At 57.2% G+C, this 25,403-nt stretch carries 22 protein-coding genes; 21 read left to right on the forward strand and 1 reads right to left on the reverse strand.

Going from position 1 to position 25,403, the window contains the following annotated elements:
* Positions 1-46 precede the first annotated feature (46 nt).
* From COMA2_RS15920 to COMA2_RS21410, 9 genes are all read left to right on the forward strand, one after another.
* On the forward strand, positions 47-1,594 hold the full coding sequence (locus COMA2_RS15920) for a 2-isopropylmalate synthase (protein WP_090900531.1): 1,548 nt from the start codon (positions 47-49) through the stop codon (positions 1,592-1,594).
* Between the two features lie 65 nt (positions 1,595-1,659).
* Entirely contained in the window at positions 1,660-2,022 is a 363-nt protein-coding gene (locus COMA2_RS15925; RefSeq protein WP_217490798.1) for a cupin domain-containing protein, read from the forward strand.
* Between the two features lie 208 nt (positions 2,023-2,230).
* A complete protein-coding gene (gene leuB, locus COMA2_RS15930; protein ID WP_090900537.1) occupies positions 2,231-3,304 on the forward strand; it encodes a 3-isopropylmalate dehydrogenase in 1,074 nt (357 codons plus the stop codon).
* A gap of 233 nt (positions 3,305-3,537) precedes the next feature.
* Entirely contained in the window at positions 3,538-4,746 is a 1,209-nt protein-coding gene (locus COMA2_RS15940; protein WP_090900542.1) for an NHL domain-containing protein, read from the forward strand.
* A 7-nt stretch (positions 4,747-4,753) separates the two neighbouring features.
* Positions 4,754-5,776: an aspartate-semialdehyde dehydrogenase gene (locus COMA2_RS15945; RefSeq protein WP_090900545.1), complete on the forward strand. Its 1,023-nt coding sequence runs from the start codon at positions 4,754-4,756 to the stop codon at positions 5,774-5,776.
* 57 nt (positions 5,777-5,833) lie between these two features.
* Positions 5,834-6,088, forward strand: coding sequence for a DUF2905 domain-containing protein (locus COMA2_RS15950; protein WP_090900548.1), 255 nt, complete (start codon positions 5,834-5,836; stop codon positions 6,086-6,088).
* Complete coding sequence (locus COMA2_RS15955) at positions 6,085-7,308, forward strand: SpoIID/LytB domain-containing protein (protein WP_175304662.1); 1,224 nt, start codon at positions 6,085-6,087, stop codon at positions 7,306-7,308. Before COMA2_RS15950 ends, COMA2_RS15955 begins: the two co-directional genes overlap by 4 nt.
* Before the next feature lie 212 nt (positions 7,309-7,520).
* Positions 7,521-8,540: a tRNA preQ1(34) S-adenosylmethionine ribosyltransferase-isomerase QueA gene (gene queA, locus COMA2_RS15965; RefSeq protein WP_090900557.1), complete on the forward strand. Its 1,020-nt coding sequence runs from the start codon at positions 7,521-7,523 to the stop codon at positions 8,538-8,540.
* Between the two features lie 408 nt (positions 8,541-8,948).
* Positions 8,949-9,257: a type II toxin-antitoxin system RelE/ParE family toxin gene (locus COMA2_RS21410; RefSeq protein WP_175304663.1), complete on the forward strand. Its 309-nt coding sequence runs from the start codon at positions 8,949-8,951 to the stop codon at positions 9,255-9,257.
* Between the two features lie 124 nt (positions 9,258-9,381).
* Here the strand turns inward: COMA2_RS21410 and COMA2_RS15975 are convergent, their stop codons facing one another.
* Positions 9,382-10,080: a SurA N-terminal domain-containing protein gene (locus tag COMA2_RS15975; protein WP_090900563.1), complete on the reverse strand. Its 699-nt coding sequence runs from the start codon at positions 10,078-10,080 to the stop codon at positions 9,382-9,384.
* 256 nt (positions 10,081-10,336) lie between these two features.
* Between COMA2_RS15975 and COMA2_RS15980 the strand changes: the two genes are divergently transcribed.
* From COMA2_RS15980 to COMA2_RS16035, 12 genes are all read left to right on the forward strand, one after another.
* Complete coding sequence (locus tag COMA2_RS15980) at positions 10,337-10,795, forward strand: RDD family protein (RefSeq protein WP_090900566.1); 459 nt, start codon at positions 10,337-10,339, stop codon at positions 10,793-10,795.
* 87 nt (positions 10,796-10,882) lie between these two features.
* Complete coding sequence (locus COMA2_RS15985; protein WP_090900846.1) at positions 10,883-11,914, forward strand: rod shape-determining protein MreB; 1,032 nt, start codon at positions 10,883-10,885, stop codon at positions 11,912-11,914.
* 13 nt (positions 11,915-11,927) lie between these two features.
* Positions 11,928-12,800 carry a rod shape-determining protein MreC gene (mreC, locus tag COMA2_RS15990; protein ID WP_175304664.1) on the forward strand — a complete coding sequence of 291 codons (873 nt, stop codon included), beginning with the start codon at positions 11,928-11,930 and terminating at the stop codon, positions 12,798-12,800.
* Positions 12,797-13,297 carry a hypothetical protein gene (locus tag COMA2_RS15995; RefSeq protein WP_090900573.1) on the forward strand — a complete coding sequence of 167 codons (501 nt, stop codon included), beginning with the start codon at positions 12,797-12,799 and terminating at the stop codon, positions 13,295-13,297. Before mreC ends, COMA2_RS15995 begins: the two co-directional genes overlap by 4 nt.
* A 9-nt stretch (positions 13,298-13,306) precedes the next feature.
* Positions 13,307-15,178 carry a penicillin-binding protein 2 gene (mrdA, locus tag COMA2_RS16000; protein ID WP_090900576.1) on the forward strand — a complete coding sequence of 624 codons (1,872 nt, stop codon included), beginning with the start codon at positions 13,307-13,309 and terminating at the stop codon, positions 15,176-15,178.
* Positions 15,175-16,296, forward strand: coding sequence for a rod shape-determining protein RodA (rodA, locus tag COMA2_RS16005; protein ID WP_090900579.1), 1,122 nt, complete (start codon positions 15,175-15,177; stop codon positions 16,294-16,296). Before mrdA ends, rodA begins: the two co-directional genes overlap by 4 nt.
* A 163-nt stretch (positions 16,297-16,459) precedes the next feature.
* Entirely contained in the window at positions 16,460-17,968 is a 1,509-nt protein-coding gene (locus tag COMA2_RS16010) for an Rne/Rng family ribonuclease (protein WP_090900582.1), read from the forward strand.
* A gap of 372 nt (positions 17,969-18,340) precedes the next feature.
* Positions 18,341-19,459, forward strand: coding sequence for a DNA-processing protein DprA (gene dprA / locus COMA2_RS16015; RefSeq protein WP_090900585.1), 1,119 nt, complete (start codon positions 18,341-18,343; stop codon positions 19,457-19,459).
* Between the two features lie 219 nt (positions 19,460-19,678).
* Positions 19,679-22,018: a type I DNA topoisomerase gene (topA, locus tag COMA2_RS16020; RefSeq protein ID WP_090900588.1), complete on the forward strand. Its 2,340-nt coding sequence runs from the start codon at positions 19,679-19,681 to the stop codon at positions 22,016-22,018.
* A gap of 382 nt (positions 22,019-22,400) precedes the next feature.
* Complete coding sequence (locus COMA2_RS16025) at positions 22,401-22,895, forward strand: acyloxyacyl hydrolase (protein ID WP_175304665.1); 495 nt, start codon at positions 22,401-22,403, stop codon at positions 22,893-22,895.
* A 121-nt stretch (positions 22,896-23,016) separates the two neighbouring features.
* Entirely contained in the window at positions 23,017-23,910 is an 894-nt protein-coding gene (locus tag COMA2_RS16030) for a tetratricopeptide repeat protein (protein WP_090900594.1), read from the forward strand.
* 163 nt (positions 23,911-24,073) lie between these two features.
* Positions 24,074-25,318, forward strand: a complete 1,245-nt coding sequence (locus COMA2_RS16035) for an MFS transporter (RefSeq protein ID WP_090900849.1) — start codon at positions 24,074-24,076, stop codon at positions 25,316-25,318.
* Positions 25,319-25,403 lie beyond the last annotated feature (85 nt).

Raw genomic sequence — 25,403 nt, forward strand, 5'->3', positions numbered from 1 at the left:
TGGAAAGGCATTTTGAGCGATCTTGTATAAAAGAAGAGGTGGCACCATGGCACGCATGATCAGAATTTTCGATACGACGTTGAGGGACGGCGAGCAATCGCCCGGCGCCAGCATGAACGTGGAAGAAAAGGTCATGGTCGCCAAGCAGCTGGCCCGGCTCGGCGTCGATATCATTGAAGCGGGATTTGCCTATAGCTCTCCCGGCGACTTCGAGGCGGTGCGGCGTATTGCGCAGGAGGTCGAAGGACCGACGATCTGCAGCTTAGCGAGGGCTCGTCCGGAGGATATCGATCGGGCTTGGGAGGCCTTGAAAGGCGCCCCGAAGGTCCGCATCCATACGTTTCTTTCAACGTCCGATATTCACCTGAAACATCAGTTTCGGATGACGCGCGAGCAGGCCAAGCAGCGCGCCGTGGAGATGGTCCAGCGTGCGCGGGGTTATGTCGAGGATGTCGAATTCTCTCCGATGGATGCGAGTCGATCCGACCCCTCGTTCCTCTATGAGGTGATCGAGGCGGTCATCGCCGCCGGCGCAGGCACCGTGAACATTCCCGACACGGTAGGGTATGCCGTGCCACAAGAATTTGGCCAATTGATCAAGGGGATATGCGATAAGGTCCCCAATGCCGCACGAGCCGTCATTTCCGTCCATTGCCACAACGATCTGGGTGTTGCGGTGGCGAACAGTTTGGCGGCGATCATGAACGGAGCTGGCCAGGTGGAATGTACGATCAATGGGATCGGGGAGCGCGCCGGTAACACATCCTTGGAAGAGATTGTGATGGGACTTCGCACCAGAACGGATTTCTATCAGGCGGACACCGGGATTCGAACCGAGGAGATTGCAAAGACCAGCCGTCTGGTCAGCAAGATCACCGGGATGGTGGTGCAACCCAACAAGGCGATCGTGGGGGCGAATGCCTTTGCCCATACATCGGGCATCCATCAGGATGGCTTGCTCAAGGAAAAGACGACCTATGAAATCATGCGTCCGGAATCGATTGGGTTGGTCGAAAGCCAGATGGTGATGGGAAAGTTGTCCGGGCGTCATGCCTTCAGGCAACGTTTGGAAGAATTGGGCTACAAGCTCGGCGAGGTAGAAGTCAACCACGCCTTCGAGCGGTTTAAGAAACTTGCCGATCAAAAGAGAGAGATCTTCGAGGAAGACCTCGAAGTCATTGTCTCCGAAGAGTTATCGAAGATGGCCGAGCGCATTGGGTTGAAGGGACTACAAGTATCGAGTGGAACGGATCAGGTCCCGACGGCCACGGTCGAACTGGAAATCGACGGCACCTCCATCGTTCAAACCGGGACCGGCGATGGGCCGGTGGATGCCGTGTACCGCACGATTGCCGCCATGACACAGACGAAGAGCCAATTGCTGATGTATGTCGTGAAGGCCATCACCGGGGGGACGGACGCACAGGGTGAAGTGTCGGTGCGGGTGCAAGAAGATGGGCGGACCGTGACCGGCCATGGCGCCGACACCGATATCATCACCGCGTCTGCTCGGGCCTATATCAGCGCCTTGAACAAACTGGCCTACCTGGCGACAAAACAGGCCCAAGGCGAGCAGAAGGTGAACTTGATTTGACGCGGAACTCCACGGTACAGTTTCAGCTGTCGTGAGAAGGTCTGTGGGAATGAGGGAGCTTGTCCGTGTTCAAGGTGGCGCTGGCGGATCGCCCCGAATTTCTGGCGGGGGACGATACTCGCTTGCGGGAGATTTTTCATCCTGCCAAGCATCAGCTCAAACTGAAATATAGTCTTGTTCATGGGACATTACCGCCTGGTCGGCGCTCAAAGCGTCATGTTTTGGCCTCGTCGGAAGTCTACTACTTCATCTCAGGGAGCGGCCGCTTCACGATCGACGACCATGCCACGCTGATCGAGCCCGGAACGACTATCTATGTGCCGCCAGGGGGGAATCAGTTCGTCGAAAATACCGGGGAAATCGATCTCGAGTTTTTGTGTCTCGTTGACCCGGCCTGGCGAATAGAAGATGAAACGATATTGGAATAGCAGGTTCTAACGAAGTTCTTTCTAAATAAGAATTGCTCGCAGGATGTTCAAAAAGGCCTTTCAGCAAGGCCGCAGCGAGCGAAGAGGCGAAGCGTACTTTGTTCCGTTGAGTTTCTGAGCCCGCATCGCCGACTTTGCGAGGCGTGCGATGCGAGAACGACGCTGGAGGACTTTTTCAACATCCTGCTAGTCATCGAAAGGAGCCATAGTGAAGGCCAAGATTGCAGTGCTGGCGGGAGACGGGGTCGGGCGAGAGATCGTTCCCGAAGCCGTGAAGGTATTGAAAATAATCGCCGAGAAGTATGGGCACTCATTCGAGTTTGTCGCAGCCGATATCGGCGGTCAGGCGATCGATAAAGTGGGTGTGCCGCTGCCACAGGACACCTTGGCGCTCGCCAAACAAAGTGATGCCGTCTTGCTGGGCGCCGTCGGGGGGCCGCGATGGGAGGGCTTGGAGTACAGCCTGCGGCCGGAACGCGCGCTGCTTGGAATCAGGGAAGCCTTAGGGCTCTATGCCAACTTGCGGCCGGCCAAGCTCTATTCGAATCTCGTGGATGCCTCCACGTTGAAGCGCGAGGTGGTCGAGGGCATCGATATCCTCGTGATTCGCGAGCTCACGGGCGGAATCTATTTCGGCAAGCCGAAGGGCATCGAAAAGTTGCCGAATGGGGAAGAGCGGGGGGTCAATACGGAAGTCTATACGACGGAAGAGATTCGGCGGATCGCCAAGGTTGCGTTCGAGGCGGCGCGGAAAAGGCGCAAGAAGGTCACCTCAGTCGATAAAGCCAATGTGTTGGAATCGTCCGAGCTGTGGCGCAAGGTGGTCATTGACATCCATGCATCCTATCCGGATGTCGAACTCGGACATATCTACGTGGATAACGCTGCGATGCAGTTGGTGCGGAACCCACGGCAATTCGACGTGCTGCTGTGCAACAACATGTTCGGAGACATTCTGAGCGATGAAGCGGCGATGCTGACCGGTTCAATCGGCATGTTGCCGTCGGCGAGCATCGGGGCCAAGGTCGGCTTGTTTGAGCCGATTCATGGGAGCGCTCCGGACATCGCGGGGAAAAATATTGCGAACCCAATCGCCACGATTTCATCGACTGCCATGATGCTGTCGTACGCTTTTCAACTCGACAAAGAAGCGGAAGCCATCGAACAGGCCATCGTGAAGACGCTCGATCTTGGCTATCGGACCAAAGATATTCAGAGTCCCGGAGCGAAGATTGTCGGTACCGTGGAGATGGGCGAGGCGATTGTCCGAAACTTGAATTAGAGCAGGATGTTCAAAAAGTCCGCCGCCGGCGTCCCGCCTCGCTTGGAAGCGTGTGAAGCCCGCTTCGCTCGCTCAGCGAGGCGAGCGTATCTCGTGAAGCGGACAGACGCTGCGGCCATGCCTGTGGCGAGGCGCGTCTTGGCACGCCGGGGTCGGGCGGGTGAGAACAACAGCCTTTTTGAACAACCTGCGGGCAAAGAGTTTTTCAAACGCCTAATCATTGGCTCTAAACCATGACCGCCATTCTTTCCACCCTCATGATCAGAACCTTCGCCGGCACCGGCGAATCTGGTTATGCGGGAGACGGGGGACCTTCGATACAAGCCCGTTTGAACGAGCCAAAAGGCGTGGCGATCGATTGCCATGGCAATGTCTATGTGGCCGATTCGGAAAACCATGTCGTTCGGAAGGTCGATCGCGCGACCGGTATTATCTCAACGGTAGCCGGCATGTCCGGCGAGGGCCGGATGAGTTCGGCTGTGCAACGGAGCGCACCCACACAGCTCGCGGATGAAGATCCTTTGGCCGATGATACCGACAAACTCAGTCACGCCAAATTTACGCAGCAAGCGGATGTGAGCGGCACAGTCCGGTATTGGACGAATCAAGCAGCCTCATCTCCCAGGCGGCATGGCGGAGATGGCGGGATCGCGGTGAGCGCGCTGCTTAACTTTCCTACGGCAGTCGCGGTGGATCGGGAGGGGAATCTGTATATCGCGGATACCATGAACCATCGTGTGCGGGTGGTCGATGCCGGCACCGGGATTATTTCGACCGTGGCCGGAACCGGTCAGGCCACATTCTCCGGTGACGGCGGTCCCGCCGACCAGGCTGCGCTCAACGAACCGGCGGCGCTGGTCATTGACGATGCGGGCCGACTCTATATCGCCGATCAAAGCAACCATCGTGTAAGGATGGTAGATCTCAAGACCGGTGTGATTCAGACGATTGCGGGAACCGGCGCCGCGGTGTACGACGGCGATGGGAAGCCTGCCGCAAACACGGCACTGTCAGGCCCCAGTGGATTGGCCCTGACGGCGGACCGACTCTACGTCGCCGATACGTTCAACGGCCGAGTGCGATGCGTCGAGCTTTCGTCAGGGTTGATGACCACGGTGGCCGGCGACGACGGAGTCTATCGGTATGAGTCGCCGTCGGATGCGCCGTCAGCCAGTCTTTCACGCCCGACCGGAATCGCCTTGGATCATCAGGGGCATCTCTTTCTGACCGATTCAGACAATCACGTCATCCGGCGGTGGGATTGGGAATCGAGTGTGGCCGTCTGCGTGGCGGGGCAAGGAGTTCCCGGCTATTCCGGTGACGGCGGTGTCGCACGAAAAGCAAGTCTGTGTTACCCATTCGGCATCGTTGCGGATCGCGACGGAGCGTTGCTGGTGGCCGACACGTTTAATCATCGTATTCGCGTATTGGTATCGGAGTGAGCGCTTCATGATGAAGAAGAAATCAGGGTATACGGTGGCGGTTCTAGGCGCGACCGGAGCGGTTGGGCAAGAAACGCTGGAGATTTTAGAAGAGCGCAAATTTCCGCTCGCCGGCCTCCGGCTCTTCGCGTCCAAGCGGTCGGCCGGCGAAGTCATGACCTGCCAGGACAAGGAGTGGATAATCGAAGAGTTGACGGAATCGTCTTCCTTTGCCGGAGTAGATCTTGCGTTTATCTCGGCCACTGATGCCATCAGCAAAGAGTACGGCCAGCGATTGGGGGCGGCGGGAATCGTCGTCATCGACGATAGCGCCGTGTTCCGCATGGATGATCAGGTTCCCTTGGTGGTCCCCGAAGTGAATGCCGCCGCGTTAGGCCTGATGCCTCGAGGAATCGTGGCCATTCCAAACTGCACGACTACTCCGTTGGTGATGGCGCTCAAGCCCCTTCATGACGCGGTGGGGGTCAAGCGTGTGGTGGTCACGACCTTTCAGTCCGTTTCGGGAACAGGCACGGCGGCGATGGATGAGCTGATGGAGCAAACGAAAGATCTCTTAGCGTTTCAGGACATCAAAACGGAAGTCTATCCGTACCAGATCGCTTTCAATCTGTTGCCGCACATCGGCTCGTTTAACGAGGGGGGGGACTGTTCGGAAGAGGTGAAGATTGCCAAAGAAACTCGAAAGATTCTCAATGCGCCGGCCCTTCGGGTCACCGCCACGACGGTACGAGTTCCCGTGCTGCGCTGCCATTCTGAGGCGATCAATGTGGAATTGGAGCGTCCCTTGAAGGCAAACGAAGCGCGGGCTGTGCTCGCGGCCATGCCCGGTGTGATTGTCTACGACGATCCAGTCAAGAAACTATACCCGATGCCGTTGGATGCGACCGGAAAGGATGAAGTCTATATCGGTCGCGTGCGGGAGGATGAATCGATTGCGAACGGCCTCAATCTGTGGGTGGTCTCCGACAATCTTCGCAAAGGAGCCGCTCTGAATGCCATTCAGATCGCGGAATGTCTGGTGAATGGCTAGCGCTGCGCGCGGTATCGCCAGACTGCTTGCATGCGCCGCTCATTGGGATGAACGTCGATGCCGGAATGGACTACGCTTGGCAAGGTCTTAATCGGAATAGGGCTTGGAATCGTTGCGCTCGGGGTTCTGTTGGTCGTTGTGGAGCGGATTCCTGGCTTCGCGAACGTCTTCAGTTGGCTCGGCAAGCTCCCGGGCGACATTTCCATCAAGCGTGACAATTTCAGCTTCTATTTTCCCATCGCGACAAGTATTGTCCTCAGTATCCTTCTGAGTCTGCTATTCTATCTTGTAGGATGGCTCTTTCGCCGATGATAGCCGCGCGGCTCCGGGCCGGCGCAGCGGGATTGGGGTTCTGCCTCGGCTCGATCATGACGCCGGAGGCCTGGGCTGCGCAATCGATTCGCGTGCTGTTGGCGTCGGATGTTCAGCAGCTGGAAGTCCATACCGATCAGACCATTTGGGTGACGGATGAACATGATCAGGCGTGGTCCTATCGACCTGTGCTACGGATTAAGGTGAGCGGCCATGCGTTGATCCTCAACGGCAAACCGGTGGTCAGCGATCAGTTGACGTTACGGGCCGGGAATCACGACCTCAAGCTCCGGCTGAATGGGAACGGCAGGAGGACCGTGCTTCATGCCGGTGATGACAAGGGCAGCCTGCAAATCAGCGGAGTGATCCAGCTTCTCCGGCGGGGGAAGGGACGGCTCCTGGTCAATCACGTCGATGTGGAAGAGTATGTCAAAGGGGTCGTGCCGGCGGAGGTCAATTCTGCCTGGCATCCTGAAATGTTGAAGGTGCAGGCCATCGCTACCCGGACCTATGCGCTGTATCAACATATGCTCAGTGCCAGACGGGATTACGATGTCGTTGCCGGTATCCAAGATCAGGTCTATCGTGGCCGTCACGGTATCGATGAGCGGGTGATCCAGGCCGTAGAATCGACGAGAGGCTTGGTGGTGACCCATGAGGGTGCCCCGATCTATGCCGCGTTCTCTTCGACCGCCGCCGGGATTACGGAAGACGCCATGATCGTGTGGTCGAAGGATCTTCCATATTTGAAGGGCGTGGAGTGCCCGTTCGATCTCGAGTCCCCGTATTATCAGTGGAAGGCTTCCGTCAAGATCGACTCCTTGGAGAAGAATTTGCGGCAACAAGGATTTATGGTGGGAACCATCTCGGCTATCACACCGCTCGCCTATAGCCGCGCCGGACGAGTGGCGACCCTGCGGATTGCGCACTCAAGCGGGGAATTGACACTACGGGGCGAAGATCTGCGCAAAGCCGTGGGGTATACGGTGGTGCCCAGTACGCAATTTGTAGTTGAGTCGGTCGGGCAGGACGTCGTTTTCTCAGGCTACGGAGCCGGTCATGCGGTCGGTCTTTGCCAGTGGGGCGCGAAGGAGCTGGCGGAGCTGGGATATTCGTTTTCGAGCATTCTTGGCTACTACTATCCTGGGACGGAGCTTCAGGATGCGTCATTGACTCATGCACCTTCTGTGCTTCCGACCCCTGCGGCCTCTCCATCCTAGCCCACACTATTCATGAGTGCTTCTACTGCAACCGCCGATACGCCGCTACGACCATCTTGGCCGCCAACTTCGCGCGGCCAGTGGGCAGGCTCGCCCTTCGTAGCCTCGACATACAGTTTCAAGTATGCCTCGGCTACCTCAGGACTCCGCATGCCCGTCTCGCTTGGCGTCTTGGCGGTTTCGTCACGAACCATCATGAATACTGTGGGCTGATGCACCTCTCCGAGTTCGACTTTCCCTTCGATCCATCTTTGATCGCGTTGCAGCCGGTTAGTCCTCGTGACCGCGCGCGATTGTTGGTTGTAGATCGAGCAACCGAACGACTAACCCACCGGCATATTGCCGATCTCCCGCTAATATTGAAGCCGGGTGATCTTCTGGTCGTCAACGATACAAAGGTGATGGCCGCGCGAGTGCCGGGAATCAAGAAACCGATTGGAACACCGGTCGAGATTCTGTTCGTGAGGGAGCTCAGCGAAGGGCGGTGGGAAATCATGGTCAAAGGCTCATTCCGGATCGGCCAGGTCATCGAATTTGATCAACAGTCCCGCGCAACCATTGTGAAACGTGATGCGACGGGTACCGAGGTGATCGTGGAGAGCCCGGCGCCGGTCACCAGACTGCTTCAAGAACGAGGAGTCATGCCGCTTCCGCCGTACATCAAGCGTACGCCGATCCACGAGGATCGCCGGTGGTATCAGACGGTCTTTGCCAAACACGAGGGCGCGATTGCCGCACCGACTGCCGGGCTCCACTTTACTGAAGACCTGTTTCAACGACTGAACGTGTCGGGTATCAAAATCGCGGCGGTGACTCTCCATGTTGGTCCTGGCACATTCAAGCCGGTAACGACCGAGCGGATTGAAGATCATCAGATGGGAGCTGAAGCGTTCACAATCAGCGAAGGTACTGCGAGAGCGATCCAGAAGACCAAACAAGCCGGTGGTAGGGTGGTGGCTGTCGGCACAACGGTTGTTCGTACGCTTGAAACGGTTGCGAAAGAGAAGAGAGAGATCGTTCCGATGTCCGGCGAGAGCCGGCTCTTTATTACCCCAGGGTTTCAGTTCAAGGTCGTCGATGCCGTCATGACGAACTTTCACCTTCCGCGGACCACCTTGTTGATGCTGGTGTCGGCGTTCGCCGGAATAGAGCCGATGCGCAAGGCGTATGAGGAGGTGGTCAAGGAGCGGTATCGTTTCTACAGCTACGGCGACGCGATGCTGATCCTGTAAATTTTACCAGTCCGTTGACTCTCTTCTTCTTCTTCCTTCTCTTCTGCATCCCTGCCTGATTATGCCGGGATGAATCTGCGAGCGATGTCAGGCATGAGTGTTGACTTATCATTGGGCGGGAGTACCACGCCTACATCTCTCTGCAGGACAGTCAAGCTGAGCCTATGCTCAGCTTGATTTTTCAGCTTCTAAGGCATGCCCTAATCGAAAGTATTAGTAGAGAAGGAGGCCTGTATGGCAAAGGTCAAAGCCGAGGCATTAGAATTGATCAGGAAACTGCCTGATGATGTGACCACTAGCGGGATCATGGAGGAGCTGTTTTTTTAAGCAGCAGGTGGAAAAGGCCTTCAAGATGTGGCTGAGGGACGCGTCCTAACTCAAATAGAGTTTGATGGAAAGAATCGTTCAGTGGCGCAAGTCCGCTGGTCGCTGACCGCTGGGGACGATCTTCAGGAGATCGAAGACTTTATTGCACGCGATTCCATTCTTCATGCGATCACGTTCGTTGAACGCATCGTCGAATCCACCGAAACGCTACTCAAAACACCCCAATTGGACGCATCGTTCCGGAGTTCGATCGTCCAGACCTCGAGAAGTGATCTTCCGAAATTACCGCATTGTCTACCTCGTCCAAGACGACGCAGTGTTCATTCTTCGCATTGCCTATGGATCATGAGATCTTCTCGCACTCGTCCGTCGAGAACCTTGAGAGATTAGCGGCTAACCGAGTCTGCGGTTTCTAGTTGTCGTGTCAACAACGTTATGCCAGCGCTGAAAGCTGAACGGTACTGCCTGAAATAAAATAGTAGATCCGGGGCAGGAACTCGTCTTTTACAACGCTTTACAGCAATTCTCTGCGGATGGTGATCGGCAGTTTGGCTTTCATGGATTGCTGGAATGAAACGAGCGCGCGTTGTTGTTTCTGCAACAGCATGTCATCCAACACTCGCTGCTTGGCTTCTGCCGCCTTAGCCTGATCAGAATCTTGTGGTCTGGTCATGAGGGACTGCCCTTCGGCAATCTCCGCAGGGGTCAGCGCGACGGAATCCCGGACGATCATCCGAGCCTTATTCGCCAAAACCTCTTGGTGCTGGATCGCCTCAAACGAGGCTGGGGTAAGGTGATTCGCGGCGAGGATGCGCTTGTAAAGCTCCGGGTCGAAGGCGCCGTTTTTCTGAAAGACCGGCGTTTGCATGATCAGCTCACGTAAATCGGCATCAGAGACCCGCACGCCCATTTCTTCAGCCGCAATGATCCAGATACGACTATCAACCAGTTGTCCGACGACGAATTCCTTGAACTCTTCTTCTTTGAAATCGGTCTTGACGTTGTCTTTGTAGATGCGGTGCATGTTTTCGTAGGTGCGCTTAAATTCGTCAAGAGAGACCGATTGATCCCCAACCTTGGCGACGGGTCCGCCGGCCTGTTCGCCGAATCCCCACCAGCCCATCGTAATCACGAATGCAACCGCCAAGAGTCCCATGATGGACTTAAGAAGCCAAGGATAGTTGTGAGCGGCATCGCGCATTGTCTTGATCATCTGAAGCCTCTTCCTTTTGTGAAGCCAACAGTGTACTTATGGGTGAAGCGGAAGGCAAGAGTCGTTTCCAGCGTAGATGTTCGGATATGGAATCAATAGCCGGGTATGGGAGTGCACAGAGCATCGCATCTTTTTTCAGGAATGTCCTGAGACGATTCAGAGTGGCTCCGAAAACAACTCTCTAAAAAAGATTGTACTTTGTTTGTGCAAGTTGACGCATTTTGTTATACTTTGCCACTAATTAGAAGGAGATCCCTTGGCAGGGGAGGGGCTAACCTCGACGGCGCTGCAGGCAAGAGTCTATCCGAAGGCCCATGTCCTGAATCGGTTCATTGCGAAGCTAATCGATTTGTTCATTGTCGTCGCTGCCGGCGAAATCGCTCCTCCGGTCGGCTTTCTTTCCGGATTGGCTTACATTCTGATTGCCGATGGGTTCGCGGGTGGAAAAAGTATCGGCAAACGGTTGGTTGGTTTGCAAACCATGCGATTGGATGGTCCGGATACGGCTAGTTTCCGAGAGTCGATCATCCGAAACCTTCCGCTGGGTGGCGCACAGATCGCGTATGCGGTTCCGTACATCGGATGGCTTGTCGCGCTCGCCATTTTAGCGTTTGAAAGTTTTTTGATCATTGGGAATGAGCAGGGTCGTCGGCTTGGCGATGAAGTCGCAAGGACTCACGTGTTGGACGCCGGTCAACTTTCGATCCCGGATTAGGTACGTCGTACACGAAGGACACAGACCGAGCGTTGGATCGCTCGGCTTCATGATGAAGGGAGAGACGCCGTGGGGTTTCCGGGAAACATGTTTGGGTGGTTCTCCGACGACCTGGCGATTGATTTAGGCACCGCCACCACGCTCGTGTATGTTCACGGGAAGGGGATCGTGCTGAATGAGCCTTCCGTGGTCGCGGTTGAAAAGAAAAGTGAAAAAGTGCTGGCCGTCGGCGCCGAGGCGAAGAAAATGCTCGGCCGCACGCCCGGGAACATTGTCGCCGTTCGGCCGATGAAAGAAGGCGTGATCGCCGATTTCGAGATGGCCGAGCAAATGTTGAAACATTTCATCCGCAAAGCCCACAATCGCAGCGCGTTCGTGCGGCCGCGCATCATCATCGGTGTGCCCTCCCGTATCACGCAGGTGGAGCAGCGGGCGGTGCGTGATTCGGCGGAATTGGCCGGGGCCCGAGAAGTCTATTTGATCGAAGAGCCGGTTGCTGCCGCAATCGGGTCCGGATTGCCGATCACGGAGCCGTCCGGCAACATGGTCGTCGATGTGGGAGGCGGGACGACGGACATTGCCGTCATTTCGCTGGGCGGGATCGTGTACAGCGAATCCGTCAAGGTCGCCGGCGATCGGATGGACGAAGCGATCATGAATTACATCAAAAAGAAGTACAATCTGCTCATCGGCGAACACATGGCGGAGCGGATCAAGTTTGAAATCGGGTCCGCCTATCCGTTCGAGGAACGGAAAACCATGATGATCAAGGGGCGGGATTTGATTTCCGGCATTCCGCGCACGTTGGTCATCGATGACGCCGAGGTGCGTGAAGCGTTGCAAGAGCCCATTGGAACGATCGTGAATGCGATCAAGATCGCATTGGAAAACACCCCGCCTGAGCTGGCCGGGGATATTATCGATCGTGGGATCGTGTTGACAGGGGGGGGGTCCCTCCTGAAAGGGATGGACACGCGATTCCGAGAAGAAACGAACTTACCGATCATTACGGTGGACGATCCGCTGACTTCCGTGGTGCTGGGGGTCGGCAAGATTCTGGATGAGCTGGATCTCCTCCGAAAGGTATCGGTCATGTCTCAAGCGAACAACCTCCGGTAAGGTTCCATCCCTCATGCGGATGGTCAATTTACGCGTATCGTACAGCACTCGGCGTGTCGCTCTCGTTCTCGCCGTCATTCTCGTGCTCGGCTCTCTCCTTCTACCAGGACAGCTCCAAAGCGTCTTTCAGCAGATGGGTAGTCCCCTTGGATGGGTGATCAGCTGGCCTCTCCAGGCCGTGGCCGGGATCCATGATCGGATCGCCGACGTTTGGGGACGATACGTGGCACTTCAAGAGGTCGAGGAAGAAAATCAGCAGTTGAAGCGAGAGCTGGATCTGCTCAAGGAACAAAACGGGCAACTGCGAGAAGCCTCGGTGGCGACGGAGCGGCTGTCGGCGCTGCTGGAGTTTAAGAAGCAAGCCCTTCCCACATCCGTGGCCGCCCAAGTGATCGGGCGCGATACCGGTAATTGGTATAAGACCATCATTTTGAACAAGGGGGCCTCCGACGGAATTCAATCGGACCAGGGCGTGATTACTCCGGCAGGTGTGGTCGGTCGTGTCGTCAAGACCACGGCCTCCACCGCCGTCGTCTTGGTCGTGACGGATCCCAATAATGCGATCGCCGGACTGATCCAACGCACGAGAGATGAGGGAATCGTCGAAGGGACGACGCAGGGACAGGCTCGACTCAAGTACATTCCGCTGTTGTCCAATGCGCGGCCGGGCGATCATGTCGTCACGTCGGGACTGGTCGGGGGGTTCCCGCGCGGTATCCCGATCGGCACGATCATACGAATCGATAAAGAGGAAGAAGCGCTGTTCCAATCTGCGGAACTTTCTCCGGAGGTGGATCCGAATCGGGTCGAAGACGTGTTGGTCATTCGATCCTCCCCGATCCCGACCGAAGGGGAGAGACTTGGCGTTCCAAAGTCCAAGCCATGAAAGCGCTCATCTATTTCACGGTGATCGTCGGCCTTGTGCCGGTTCAGTCCGTTCTCCTGCCGCATTTCAGCGTGTGGGGGGTGAGGCCGGACCTCGGTTTCGTGGCGGTGTGCTTGATCGGTTTTTTGGCGGGAGAGCTTGATGGCTTGTTGGTCGGGCTCGCACTCGGATGGGCGATGAGTCTGTTCTCCGCGCAGGACCTGGTTTCAGGCGCTGTCATCAAGGGAGCCGTAGGGTATCTCGCGGGTCTTGCAGGCCGACAGGTGGTCTATCTGAGCCCTGTTGTGCTCGTCATCGGGTTGCTCGTCGTGTCGTGCGTGGTCGGGCTGTTCACTCCACTCGCCCTGCAACTCAGCCCGCAGCAAGATCTGTGGTGGGCTGTTTGGACGGTGGTATTGCCGCAAGCCTGCCTTGATGCGGTAATTGGAGGAGCGATCTATTGGCTCATGTGGAGTCGTTTGAATATTGAGCAGTTGATGTCCGAGTCTCGCATGTAGGCGTTTAGGGTGACGACGGTGCATTATCCGGAAACAGAATTTGGCGATCTCCATCGGCGGCTCTTCATCCTCCGTGTGGGGCTCTTGCTGGTGGTGGCGCTCCTCGGCCTTCGCCTTTGGCACCTTCAAATTCGTGAAGGACCGTACTATCGAGACTTGTCGGAAAACAATCGCACCAGACTGGTGCTGCTCGAGCCGGCGCGTGGCCTCATCTATGATCGGCACGGTGTCCTCTTGGCGAACAACGTCCCGAGCTTCAGCCTCTACGTCACGCTGGAAGACGTGAAGGATCGCGAAGCCTTGATTCAACAGCTGACCGACTTGCTCGGTCTCGATCCGGCCCTCGTTCGGAAAAAAATGACGGCGAAGGGCAGCAAGCTGCTTCCGCGCAAGATCAAAGACCGCATGACCTTGCGCGATGCCACGCTGGTGGAATCTCACCGTCTCGACATGCCCGGGGTCATGATCCAGGTGGAGTCGCAGCGCAACTATCCGGGCGGTGTGACGGCGGCCCATCTCCTGGGCTACGTCGGAGAAATTTCAGCGGATCAATTGGAAAAACCGGAGTTTATCGATCTCCACCAAGGCAGCATCGTGGGGCAGTATGGTGTGGAAAAGTCCTATGATCGACACATGCGGGGAATGGCCGGACAGAAGAACGTCGAAGTCGATGCGCTCGGCCACGAGAAAAAGGCGGTGGTGGTCGAGAGGCCGCAAGCGGGGAACGATCTCTATCTCACGATCGATGCGCGGCTCCAGAAAGTGGCTGAGGATTTACTGGGCCAAGAGTACGGCGCCATCGTCGCACTTGATCCGAGCAGCGGTGATATTCTGGCGATGGCCAGCCGTCCAGGCTTCGACCCAAACGTGCTCTCACGGGAACTGACCGCCAAGCAATGGGTCGAAATCGTGCAGGACGAAGGGCGTCCGTTGAACAACCGCGCCTCACAGGGGCAGTATCCACCCGGATCCACCTTCAAGATTCCCATGGCCGTCGCCGCGTTGGAGACCAAAACCATGTCACCCTCCAGCACGGTGTTCTGTAACGGGGGATACCAGTTCGGCAAGCGCGTGTATCATGACTGGAAAGCCAGCGGGCATGGGTACGTCGATCTGCACAATGCGCTCGTCCATTCCTGTGACGTGTACTTTTATACGATCGGTCAACGGATGGGGATCGATGTGATGGCCGAGTTTGGGAAGGATTTCGGGCTTGGGAAGGCCACGGGCGTGGAATTGCCGTCGGAACGATCCGGTATCATGCCATCAACCGCCTGGAAACAGAAGGCCAAGCATGAACAGTGGTTGCCCGGCGAAACGATTTCAGCCGCCATCGGACAGGGCTATGTGACCGTGACACCATTGCAGATGGCGAGTCTCGTCGGCACGGTCGCGAACAACGGCGTGAGCTACCGTCCTCGTCTGGTGCAGGCGGTCATGGATCGAACGTCGGGAAACCTTCAAGAGTTGCCGGCCGTTCCGCGTGGAAAAATCAATGCGAAACCGGAGACCTTCCGCATCATCAAGGACGCGCTCGCCGATGTCGTCACAAAGGGAACGGCGACGAGGGCGAAATCCTCCATGGTGACGATCGGTGGAAAGACGGGCACGGCTCAGGTGGCGGCGCTCCGGACCGGACCGGAGGAAAATATTCCCAAAAAGTTCAGAGACCACGCGTGGTTCGTCGCGTTTGCGCCCGTGGAATCACCGAAGATCGCCGTCGCCGTGCTCGCCGAACATATGGGGCATGGGGGGGCCGCCGCCGCTCCCCTTGCGAAGGAAGTGATCGAAACGTATATGAAGCTTGCTCCGCAGGTGCCGGCCGTCACATCGAGTCTATCCGGCGCGAATGGGCCGGAGCGGCCCGCGAAAGACTCATGATCGATCGATTGACCGAACATCGAGGACTCGACAGTTTCGATATCCGCTATGTCGGCTTGATCCTCGCTATTCTGGGGATCGGCGTATTGTCCATATACAGCGTCACGCAGGGGCAGCAGGGCGGGAGGGCGCCGTATTATCTCAAGCAGTTGATCTGGATAGGTTTGGGCGCGGCGGCCTTCCTGGTCATGTGGGCATCGGACTACCATCATCTTGCGCGGTTTGCCTATCCAGCCTACGCCTTTATCTTGTTGATGCTGGTGTTTGTGTTATTCGAAGGGCGCACGAGCAAGGGAGCGCAGCGGTGGATCGCGCTGGGCCCGTTCAGTTTTCAACCGTCTGAATTCGCCAAGCTTATCCTCATCTTGGTGCTGGCCCATTACTACTCGAAGGCCCCACGCGTGGGATGGCTGCAGCGGGTCATCGTCCCGGGGCTTTTGGTGCTGCCCGGCCTCATCTTGATCTTGAAACAGCCCGATTTGGGAAGCGGGCTCAGCTTTGTCGCGGTGTATGCCGCCATGTTGCTCATGGTGGGCGTTCGTTCGCAAGCCTTAGGATTTATTCTATTGTTCTCGATCATGTTGTTCCCGTTCGCCTGGGAGGGCGTGTGGGGGTCCTTGCATGATTACCAGCGACAGCGCATTATGGCGTTCGTCGATTCCGATTACGACCTAGGAGGAAAGGGGTACCATGCTCTGCAATCGAAGATCGCGATCGGATCGGGGGAGCTGCTCGGGAAAGGGCTCTACGGCGGCACTCAAAGTCAGCTGAAGTTTTTGCCGGAAGGCCATACCGATTTTGTATTCGCCGTCTTTGCGGAAGAATGGGGATTTCTCGGCGTGTTGGTGCTGTTGGCGTTGTTTGTGGCATTGATTTGGCTCTCGCTGGAAATTGCGTCCAAGGCGAAGGATCAGCTTGGCGCGCTGCTTGCCGTGGGGATCGTGGCGATGTTGTGTTTCTGTGTCGTAGTCAATATCGGCATGACGGCGGGGATGTTTCCGATCGTCGGCATTCCCTTGCCGCTGGTGAGCTATGGCGGAAGCGCCACGATTATGACCATGGCGGCATTGGGCTTGTTATTGAACGTCAAGCGGAAGCGGTTGAGCCTGTTTTATTGAGCGATGAGCGAACAGGCGGAATCTTCAGATTTCGTCATTCGGAAGAAGATATTATCGAAAGCTGGGAAGCGCCGGCATTAGGGAGTTGGTTGCTGGACCTGGGCCGAGCCCGCGTTCAGCGCTCTCAGCCGGATTCCGCGGCTTGCAGACCAAAGGAGTCACTATGGGAAGTGAAATTGCAATCACCGTCGCGCGGGAAGAAACCCGCGTGGCCGTGCTGGATGGTGGAGTCGTCACCGATTTGTTCGGGGACCGCGCGAAGCATAAGGATTTTGTCGGAAATATCTATAAGGGAAAAGTAGCCAAGGTGTTGCCTGGGATGCAAGCCGCGTTTGTGGATATCGGCTTGGACAAAGCGGCGTTTATGCATGTCTCGGATCTGCTGGTAGACGCCGAGCCGGGCGACATGTTGGTCGAAGCCGAGGAAGACGATAAAGACTCGGACATGCTCCGGCCGAAGCGCCAGAGCGCGAAACCGATCGAACAGCTGCTCAGTGAAGGGCAGGAGGTGATGGTCCAGATTTCCAAGGGCCCGATCGGCACCAAGGGATCGCGCGTGACGACGTATGTCTCGCTTCCGGGGCGCTATCTCGTCTTTATGCCGAATGTCGACCACATCGGCGTGTCTCGGCGAATTCCGCGGGATGAAGAACGAGCGAGATTGAAGGAGATCATGCGTCGGGTCAGGCGCTCCGGCTTCGGCTATATCGTGCGGACGGTCAGCGAAGGCGTCAAGGAAGACGAATTGAAATCCGACGTCGACTTTCTGCACGTCCTCTGGCAGGACATTTTGACGAAGCGGGAACAATTGCCCGCTCCCGCCTTGCTGCATTCCGATCTCAGCTTGAGTTTCCGCGTGGTGAGGGACTTGTTCGGCAAAAAGGTGGATCGATTATGGATCGATTCACGCGCGGAATACGAAGCCCTTCGGGGCTTTGTGCAGCGTTTTTCTCCTGAACAGACCTCGCGAATTCATTTCTACGAGAAGGATGAGCCCTTGTTCGAGCACCTCGGGGTGGAACAAGAAATTGCCCGCGCCATGAGCCGGAAAGTCTGGCTCAAGTCGGGAGGCTATCTCGTGATCGATCATACCGAAGCGATGACGGTGATCGACGTCAACACGGGACGTTTTGTGGGGAAACGGGATCAAGAAGAGACGATCCTTCGCAACAATCTCGAAGCGGCCAAAGAGGTCGCCTATCAATTGAAGTTGCGGGGAATCGGCGGCATCATCATTGTCGATTTCATCGATATGGAGCGTGAGAAGAATCGGGATAAGGTCTATCATGCGTTGGTGGACGCCATGGCGTCGGACAAGGCGAGAACGAGGATCTCCAGGATTTCCGACCTCGGCTTGATCGAGATCTCGCGTGAACGGGTGCGAGAGGACCTGTTGCGTTCGCTGTCGGAGCCGTGCCGCTACTGCGAGGGCCGTGGATACACGAAGTCTCCGACGACCGTGGCGTACGAAATTTTCCGTGAGATCAGACGGATTGAACCGTCGGCCGATCAACAACGGATTATCGTGGGGGCCCATCCCACGGTGGCGGAATTGCTGCAAGACGAAGAACGACACGGCGTGGAAGTATTGGAGCGAGACTGTTCTGCGAAAATCATCGTGACACCGGACAGCCAGTTGCATCTGGAGCAGTACGATCTGGTCGTGCTGTAGCAGGATGTTGAAAAAGTCCTCTAGCTTCGTTCTCGCTTCGCACGCCTCGCAAAGTCGGCGATGCGGGCTCAGAGGCTCAACGTACCACCGGGACACCGCCTGTTTCGACAGGCGGTGGGTGGGCGGGTGAAAATGGGTGACGCCTCGCCTCAAGGACACTGGGCGCTCACCGGCGCGCACAAACGTGACGCTCACCATTCTTCGCGTCGCGGACCTCGCCGCGGCCTTGCTAGAAGGCCTTTTTGAACATCCTGTGAACTGTTGCGACAATCTTATAGCATTGTGCAGCGTTGATCTTTGCCGGAGAGATTTTCCGCCTGCCGGACCCTCCAGCTGTTGAAGCGAACTTCCGACTGATGCTCAAGGCCGATCATGGATGAAGCCTCGTTGACCTCCTGGCTCACGCTCCAAGCCATTGATGGCGTCGGCGATCGCACCCTTCTCAAGCTGATCCATGCGTTTGGAGCTCCCGATGCGGTGCTCGGCGCAACGGCGGCCGATTTGATCGGCGCCGGGTGCAGTGTGGAACTGGCTGAATCCGTGCGTCGGGGACCTGAGACGAGTAGGCGGCGGCAGATCGATGGCCAAGTGAAGATCGTTGAACGCCTCAAGATTCAGACCATCACCCTGTTTGATCGATCCTATCCGGCCCGACTCAAAGCCATTCCCGATCCGCCGCCGTTGTTGTATGTGAGCGGAAGTTTATTGCCCAAGGACGAGGTCGCGGTCGCGATCGTGGGCGGACGACGGGCGACGCAATCCGGCAGACTCATCACCGAGGAGATTGCGAAGGACTTGGCCGGATGGGGAGTGACGATCGTGAGCGGTCTCGCTCGTGGAATCGATGCCGCGGCACACCGAGGTGCGCTGACGGGGAAGGGCCGCACGATTGCGGTCCTGGGGTGCGGCATCGATCGGACGTATCCATCAGAACATCAAACGCTGCGGCGGAACATCGAATCGCACGGCGCCGTCATCTCGGAACTGCCGATCGGCGCCGCTCCTCAAAGTCATCACTTCCCTCGAAGAAATCGGATCATCAGCGGGCTTTCGTTGGGCGTGCTGGTGGGTGAAGCCGCGACCGCCAGCGGTTCGTTGATCACCGCCAAACTGGCGTTGGAGCAAGGTCGAGAGGTGTTCGCCGTACCCGGTTCCGTCAAGGAAGAAGCCTGTCGAGGGTCGAATCGCCTGATCAAAGAAGGGGCGAAATTGATCGAAGGAGCCCAGGACATTCTCGACGAGATTCTTCCGCAAGTCGATGCCCGGCAGCGGGCCACGCTGCATCTCGATCGTGCCGTGCCGGAAGTGCCCGCGTCGCTGGGGAAAGAAGAGGCAGTGGTGTACGATGCATTGTCCTATGAGGCCAAATCCATCGATGCCGTGATCGAGGGCACAGGACTGAGTGCAGCGGAGGTGTCGGCGGTGTTGCTGTCGTTGGAATTGAACGGACGGATTCGCCAGTTGCCGGGGCAACAATACATCCGCCTTTAGCAGGCTGTCGAAAAAGCCAGCCTGCAGTACCAGCAAGACACTGTGTCAACCGTCGATCGCGTGAGAATCGGCGATCGGCCCTCGCACGTTCTTCTCTTCATCTATGGTCTCTCACATCCCGCAGATTGTTGCCGTCTGCCATTCTAGTTGCACGAATCTTCGATATTTGGTACGGATGATACAATTCTTGAGGGCGGACGAAGGGTAGATGGAGTTGTCATGGGAAAATCCTTGATCATTGTTGAGTCGCCGACGAAGGCGAGGACGATTACGAAATATTTGGGACGCGGCTATACCGTCATGGCATCGGTGGGCCATATCAAGGATCTTCCGACCAGCAAGTTGGGCGTGGATCTCGAGAATGATTTCGAACCGCAGTATGTCACCATCAAAGGCAAGTCGAAGGTGTTGGCCGAGATCAAGAAGAAGGCGGAGGAGGCCGACAAGGTGTTTCTGGCGCCGGACCCCGATCGAGAAGGGGAGGCGATCGCCTGGCATCTTGAACAAGAGCTGCTCGGAAAATCGAAGAAGAAAAAGAAAGACGGAAAGATCTTCCGGGTTCTCTTCAACGAAATCACGGAATCGGCCATCAAGCGCGCGCTGCAGTCGCCGGGCGAGATCGATATGAAGTTGGTGAACGCCCAGCAGGCCCGCCGCGTGCTGGATCGCATCGTGGGGTATCAAGGCAGCCAGTTGCTCTGGAATAAGGTCCGGCGCGGGCTCAGCATGGGGCGGGTGCAGTCGGTCGCCATGCGGCTGATTTGCGAGCGGGAAGCGGAGCGGGAGGCTTTCCGAACCGAAGAATATTGGTCGATCACCGCGCTGCTGAGGGGAGCTAATCCGCCGCCGTTCGAGGCGAAACTTCACAGCATCAACGGCGAAGAGGCTTCGATTGAAAATGCCGAGCAAGCCGGCCGCATCGTCGGCGAGATCCAAGGCAAGGCCTTCGTCGTCGAATCCATTGAGCGTCGGGAAAAGAAACGGAATCCCGTTGCGCCGTTCATTACCAGCCGTTTACAGCAGGAAGCAGCGCGGAAGCTGCATTTCTCGCCGAAAAAAACCATGACACTCGCGCAGCAACTCTACGAGGGGATCGAAATCGGGGCGGAAGGCGCGACAGGGCTCATTACCTATATGAGAACCGACTCGCCTCGTATTTCCAACGAAGCCACGGCCGACGCGCGCGACGTGATTCAGTCGCGATTCGGAGCGCAATACCTCCCGGCGACCCCGAATGTGTACAAGACATCGAAAGCCGCCCAGGAAGCTCACGAAGCGATCAGGCCGACGTCGGCGGGACGCGACCCCGAATCGATCCGCCAGTACTTGGACCATGACCAATACAATCTCTACAAGTTGATCTGGAATCGGTTCATTGCCTCGCAGATGGTGCCGGCGATCTTGGATGTCACTCGTATCGATTCGGCGCCGGTCAGCACCAAGGAGACGTACAAGTTCCGTTCTACCGGAACGGTCGTGAAGTTTCCCGGCCATACGATCGTCTATATGGAGGGCGTCGATAAAGAAGCGCCGTCGCAGAGACCGAAGGCCGATCAAGAGGCGGACGACGAGGAGCGCCAGCTCCCGGCGTTGTCGGAAGGGGAGCGGTTGCGTTTGGTTGAACAGGACGGCCAGACGGTAGCGGGCCTGCTGTCGAAACAACACTTCACGCAACCGCCGCCACGGTATAACGAAGCGCTGTTGATCAAGGAGTTGGAGGAAAAAGGCATCGGGCGTCCGTCAACCTACGCCGCCATTATTTCCACGATTCAGGACCGCAAGTATGTGGAAAAGACTGAAGGGCGGTTGGTGCCGACGGAAACGGGGAAAACCGTCAACGACTTCTTGATGAAGGGGTTCCCCGAACTCATCAATGTGGATTTCACCTCCCAACTCGAAGAACAGCTGGATGAGGTGGAAGAGGGGAACAAACAGTGGGTGGAGGCGGTGCGCGATTTTTACACGCCGTTTACCAGGGAGATGGAACGGGCGAAGACGATTCCTGGCCCGAAAGACATCGTCGAGCCACCGACCAACGTTCCGTGCGAGAAGTGCGGTCGGATGTTGGAAATCAAGTGGGGCCGGAATGGGAAGTTTCTCGCCTGCCCGGCATATAAGGATGACCCGCCCTGCAAGAACACACAGAACTTTGAAAAGCTGCCGGACGGCACGATCAAGATCGTGCCCAAAGAGGAAATCACCACCGATCAGGTATGTGACAAGTGCGGCAGTCCGATGGTGGTGAAGACCGGACGTTTCGGGAAGTTCATTGCGTGCTCCGCCTATCCCCAGTGCAAGACGACCAAGCCTCTGGCCTTGGGTGTGAAGTGCCCTCAGCCCGACTGTGGCGGCGATCTCGTGCAGAAACGGACCAAGAAGGGACGATCCTTCTTTGCCTGTAGCAACTATCCCAAGTGTGAGTACGCTCTCTGGGATCGTCCCGTGCCGAAAGCCTGTCCGACGTGCCAGGCTCCGTTCCTGGTGGAAAAGGTCAGCAAGCAGGATGGCCGGAGCGTCCAATGCCGCAACCAAGACTGCGGCTACCGCGAAGCGGGGTAATGATTCCTGGATCTCGCCGTTCACCCCCTCGCAGTCCGTTCATCACCGCTCCTTCTTCACATAATCTCCGATGAGGTAGACGAGTTCATTGCGGCTTCATGCGATGACGGTTCGATCCCGTGACATCTCGTCGAGATGGGTGAACTGAAACGCAGCCGATGCTTGTCGGACTTGGGTCCATGTTATAAGGTACGATGGTTCTGGTTCCTTTGGATGGAATGGTGTGCGGTGTTCTGAGAGGAGATTCATACGAATGGAGGTATGGAGGCTGATGTTCGTTCATCGGGTTGGCGCAATGGCGGTGTTGTTGTGTGTAGCTTTGGCTTGGCCCCCTCTCGCATCGGCTCAAGAGGTTTCTTCACGGATGAGTGAGAGACAGTCGATGGGAATAGTGATCGGAGGAATGCTGCCGGTGCGGGTGATGGAGGGGCAGTCATCCAAGTTGAACGGGGTGGCAGTGCATCCCTCATGGCAGATCAGGCTGACTGACCCGATAGGTGACGGGTGGTGGCGTGGCTCGGTTGCGCTGGGAGTTGAAGCGGCGTTTTTAGGGATCACAGAACCGACTAGTGCCTATGGGATTGGTGTCACGCCAAAACTGATGTATACGTTCACCTCGTTCGGAGCTCTTAGACCCTATGTCGAAGGCGGTGGGGGTCCGCTCTGGACAAATTTCGACGGCCGCATTCCCGAACAAGGATCGGATTTCAATTTTCTGGTCTGGGGTAGCGCCGGCGCGAGCTATGATTTGACGGTACGGTGGGCGCTGAACGCCGGAATCCGGTTCAGCCACATCTCCAACGCAGATACTGATAGTCCGAATCGTGGGATCAATTACCTGCTGCCGTTTATCGGAGTCTCGGCGAAACTCTTTTAAAAAGCATAAAGTATAAGGAGGCTCTTTTCCTTGTTTCAATCGTCTGTCTCCCACACTTCCCACCCTCATTCTTGACCCAGGTTTCCGTGCGGCGGATAATGCGCCGGTCGTGGGAGGGCGCATGACGAGTTTCGGTCGAGTTGCAGGCCCGGCCATCGTATTGATTGGGGTGAGTTTCGTCGCGGCCTGCGGCGAATCCTTCAGCGCCGCCCATTGCGAAGCCAATGCCGCCGGGAATCCGCAAGCGCTTCAGTCCCTCAACGCCCTGATCAGCAAGAACCCGGAGAGCACTCCGGCCCTCCTCGCCCGAGCTCGCTGTTTCTACTTCCTTGGGAACTATGCCCAGGCCGTGCAGGATGCGAGCGAAGTCCTTCGACGCGAACCGAAACAGGCCGAGGCACATCTCTTCCGCGGCAAGTCCCTGAAGATGCTCGGCCGAATTCCGCAGGCTCTTCAAGACTACAGTGCCGCGATCGCCCTCCATCCCACCGCCGATGCCTATTATGGAAGAGGACTCACCTATCTGCGGGAGTTCCGAGGCGCGAAACACCGCGACGCGCTGAACGATTTCACCGAGGCCATCAAGCTCGATGCCGACCATGTCGGCGCCCATCTCTATCGCGCTCAAGTCTATAGCCACTTCGATCAATTCCAACAGGCGCTGGAGGATTCAAAAATCGTCCTGAAACTCGCCCCCGACACGCCAAACGCCTACTGCAACCTCGGTTTGGCACACTATGCTCTCGGCCACGACCAGGAGGGACGGCAGTTTTTAAATGCCTGTTACCAGAAAGATTCCGATCCCCGGACGCAGGGATACTATGAAACGGAAGTGAACAAAGTCATGTATGCCAGGCAGCCGCGAAGGGGCGGCGGCGGGTACGATTCGGGCGGTGGCGCGAAAACGCCTTACGATCAGGAGATGGAACGGCAGCAATGGGTGATCGACAGTCTCAGGAATTCGGGATTCGAAAGCCGCGCCGAAGCCTGCCGAATGGACAGTTCGAAGTGCTGAAAAGGCCTGCACCAACATCTGTAAATCTTTGAGCTGACGTAGCGACGAACCATCGGCCTATTGGATCGAGATCAATCGGATTCGAATCCGGAAGGCATGAGCGGGCAGGTGCGTCATGCGATGAAACGCTGCGTGGGGCAAAGTCTGTTAGGATGCGGCGGTGATACGTCATCCACCCGCCACGGCCGTGCCGCGCCCGGCCGCGGTGCTCTTCATTCTCGTCACCGTCCTGCTCGACATGTTGTCGTTCGGCATCATCATTCCGGTGCTGCCGAAACTCGTCGAGGAATTTTTCTCCGGCGATACGGCACAGGCGGCCGTGCTCTACGGGCTGATGGGGACCGCTTGGGCCTTCATGCAGTTCTTCTGCTCGCCGATCCAGGGTGCCCTGTCCGACCGATTCGGCCGTCGGCCGGTCGTGCTGCTGTCCAACTTCGGATTGGGCTTGGACTACATCGTGATGGCGCTTGCTCCGAACGTCGCCTGGCTCGTGGCGGGCCGCGTCATCTCCGGAATGGCCTCCTCCAGTTTCAGCACCGCCGGCGCCTACATCGCCGACGTGACGCCGCCGGAACAGCGCGCGGCGGCATTCGGCAAGATCGGCATGGTCTTCGGGCTCGGCTTCATCTTCGGTCCCGCCTTGGGCGGCTGGCTCGGCGCGATCGATCCCAGACTGCCGTTCTGGGGGGCGGCGGCGCTCAGTCTCCTGAATGCCTGTTACGGATTCTTCGTGCTCCCCGAATCCCTGCCGCCCGACAAACGGATGCCCTTTGCCTGGGCGCGGGCCAATCCGGTCGGCTCGCTCGTGCTCTTGCGCTCGCATCGTGAGCTCTTCGGCCTTGCGACTGTCGCGTTCTTCGGCTACCTCGCCCATGCGGTGCTGCCGAGCGTCTCGGTCCTGTACATGGGCTATCGCTATGGATGGGGACCGGCCGGCGTCGGGCTGATGATGGCGGGCGTCGGCGTGGCGGCGATGATTGTCCAGGGCGGACTGATCCGCCCGATCACTGCCGGGATCGGCGAACGTAGCACGTTACTGATTGGGTTGCTTTGTGGGGCAGTCGGTTTTTTCGTCTATGGCCTCGCGCCGGAGGGCTGGATCTTCTGCCTCGGCATACCCGTGATGGCCTTCTGGGGACTCGCCGGTCCCGCGAACCAATCGCTCATGACACGTCGGGTCAACAGCGCGGAGCAGGGCCAGCTGCAGGGTGCCATCGCCAGCATCAACGGTGTCACCGGCTTGATCGGGCCGACTCTCTTTACGCAGACCTTTGCCTTCTCCATTCGGTCCGACTCCGCGCTCAGCACTTCCGGGGAATTCCCCGGCGCGCCGTTTATTCTGGCCTCGTTCATGCTTCTCAGCGCTGCTGCAATGGCATGGCGAACAACGAAAACGGGAGGATCATAGACGAACGAACCGCCTCCGCTGACTATCAGTGAGGCGTGGTATGGATGCAGTGCCATGTTGTTCGTGACAGCGAGGCGCTACAGCT

Origin of the sequence: Candidatus Nitrospira nitrificans (assembly GCF_001458775.1) — a bacterium.
Classification (GTDB): domain Bacteria; phylum Nitrospirota; class Nitrospiria; order Nitrospirales; family Nitrospiraceae; genus Nitrospira_D; species Nitrospira_D nitrificans.

Coding starts and splice junctions, on each gene's coding strand:
- COMA2_RS16025 (WP_175304665.1), top strand. CDS start 22,401: ATGGGAATAGTGATCGGAGGAATGCTGCCGGTGCGGGTGATGGAGGGG.
- topA (WP_090900588.1), top strand. CDS start 19,679: ATGGGAAAATCCTTGATCATTGTTGAGTCGCCGACGAAGGCGAGGACG.
- rodA (WP_090900579.1), top strand. CDS start 15,175: ATGATCGATCGATTGACCGAACATCGAGGACTCGACAGTTTCGATATC.
- COMA2_RS15985 (WP_090900846.1), top strand. CDS start 10,883: ATGTTTGGGTGGTTCTCCGACGACCTGGCGATTGATTTAGGCACCGCC.
- COMA2_RS15940 (WP_090900542.1), top strand. CDS start 3,538: ATGACCGCCATTCTTTCCACCCTCATGATCAGAACCTTCGCCGGCACC.
- COMA2_RS16030 (WP_090900594.1), top strand. CDS start 23,017: ATGACGAGTTTCGGTCGAGTTGCAGGCCCGGCCATCGTATTGATTGGG.
- COMA2_RS15975 (WP_090900563.1), bottom strand. CDS start 10,080: ATGATCAAGACAATGCGCGATGCCGCTCACAACTATCCTTGGCTTCTT.
- COMA2_RS15950 (WP_090900548.1), top strand. CDS start 5,834: ATGCCGGAATGGACTACGCTTGGCAAGGTCTTAATCGGAATAGGGCTT.
- COMA2_RS16010 (WP_090900582.1), top strand. CDS start 16,460: ATGGGAAGTGAAATTGCAATCACCGTCGCGCGGGAAGAAACCCGCGTG.
- COMA2_RS15945 (WP_090900545.1), top strand. CDS start 4,754: ATGATGAAGAAGAAATCAGGGTATACGGTGGCGGTTCTAGGCGCGACC.
- mreC (WP_175304664.1), top strand. CDS start 11,928: ATGCGGATGGTCAATTTACGCGTATCGTACAGCACTCGGCGTGTCGCT.
- COMA2_RS15920 (WP_090900531.1), top strand. CDS start 47: ATGGCACGCATGATCAGAATTTTCGATACGACGTTGAGGGACGGCGAG.
- COMA2_RS15955 (WP_175304662.1), top strand. CDS start 6,085: ATGATAGCCGCGCGGCTCCGGGCCGGCGCAGCGGGATTGGGGTTCTGC.
- queA (WP_090900557.1), top strand. CDS start 7,521: ATGCACCTCTCCGAGTTCGACTTTCCCTTCGATCCATCTTTGATCGCG.
- dprA (WP_090900585.1), top strand. CDS start 18,341: ATGGATGAAGCCTCGTTGACCTCCTGGCTCACGCTCCAAGCCATTGAT.
- COMA2_RS15995 (WP_090900573.1), top strand. CDS start 12,797: ATGAAAGCGCTCATCTATTTCACGGTGATCGTCGGCCTTGTGCCGGTT.